The organism is Pseudomonas sp. CF161 (assembly GCF_000416215.1).
In the GTDB taxonomy this organism is placed as follows: domain Bacteria; phylum Pseudomonadota; class Gammaproteobacteria; order Pseudomonadales; family Pseudomonadaceae; genus Aquipseudomonas.
Map to the genome: position 1 here is coordinate 1 of NZ_ATLP01000020.1, position 758 is coordinate 758.

Annotated in this window: 1 protein-coding gene and 1 pseudogene; both read right to left on the minus strand. The window is 71.6% G+C overall.

What is annotated here, in order from left to right:
* Positions 1-488: pseudogene (locus tag CF161_RS00210) on the minus strand (ABC transporter permease); the annotation flags it as partial.
* Positions 488-758 (minus strand): ATP-binding cassette domain-containing protein (locus CF161_RS00215; protein ID WP_020294508.1); only part of this gene is annotated, 271 nt, incomplete at its 5' end. The gene CF161_RS00215 and the pseudogene CF161_RS00210, both read right to left, overlap by 1 nt.

A 758-nucleotide genomic window follows, 5' to 3' on the forward strand; every position in this document is an offset into this window, starting at 1 on the left:
CCGGCCACTTGCCGGCCAAAGCTGGCCTGGAGCCAATCGCCGGCCCGCACCCCGAGCTTCTCCGCGGCGGTCTGGCTGAGCAGCACGCCGCTCAGGCCCTCGGGCGCCTTGAGGTTGCCGAGCAAGGGATCGGTGGGCGCGCTGGGGATCATTTCCACGGTCAGCCCGGGGCCGCTGGCGGCCACCGCCAGATCGGCCGTGGCCGCGATCTGCCGGGTGCGCGGCAAGGCAAAGGCCACGTCCACCCGCTGTCCCAGGCGCTCGATAAATTCGGCACTGAAACGTCCGCCGCCCAGGGGGACGATCTCGCGCACCGCCGGGTCGTTCTGCAGGCGCTCGGTGAGGCTGCTGACCAGGCCGAACTTGAGCCCGAACAGCACCATCAACGGCGCGATCACCGCCACCAGGGCCAGCACCGAACAGGCCGAGAGCCAGGTGTCGGCACGATAATCCTGCCAGGCCAGGGACGCCGCCAGGGAGCTGCGCATCAGCAGGCCTCCCCGAGGGTCGCCGTGACCCCGCCATCGGCGTCGCGCTGGCAGGCGATGCGGCGGATTTGCAAGCCGCTGTTGCGCGCCAGGACTTCGTCATGGGTGGTGATCACGCAGCAGGTGCCCTGGTCCCGGGCCCGGCTCAGCAACAGCTGCATCACCCGCGCCGCGTTCAGCGGGTCGAGGGCGGCGGTCGGTTCATCGGCCAGCAGCAACTGCGGGCCGTGGGCCAGGGCCCGGGCGCAACTGACCCGCTGGCGCTGCCCG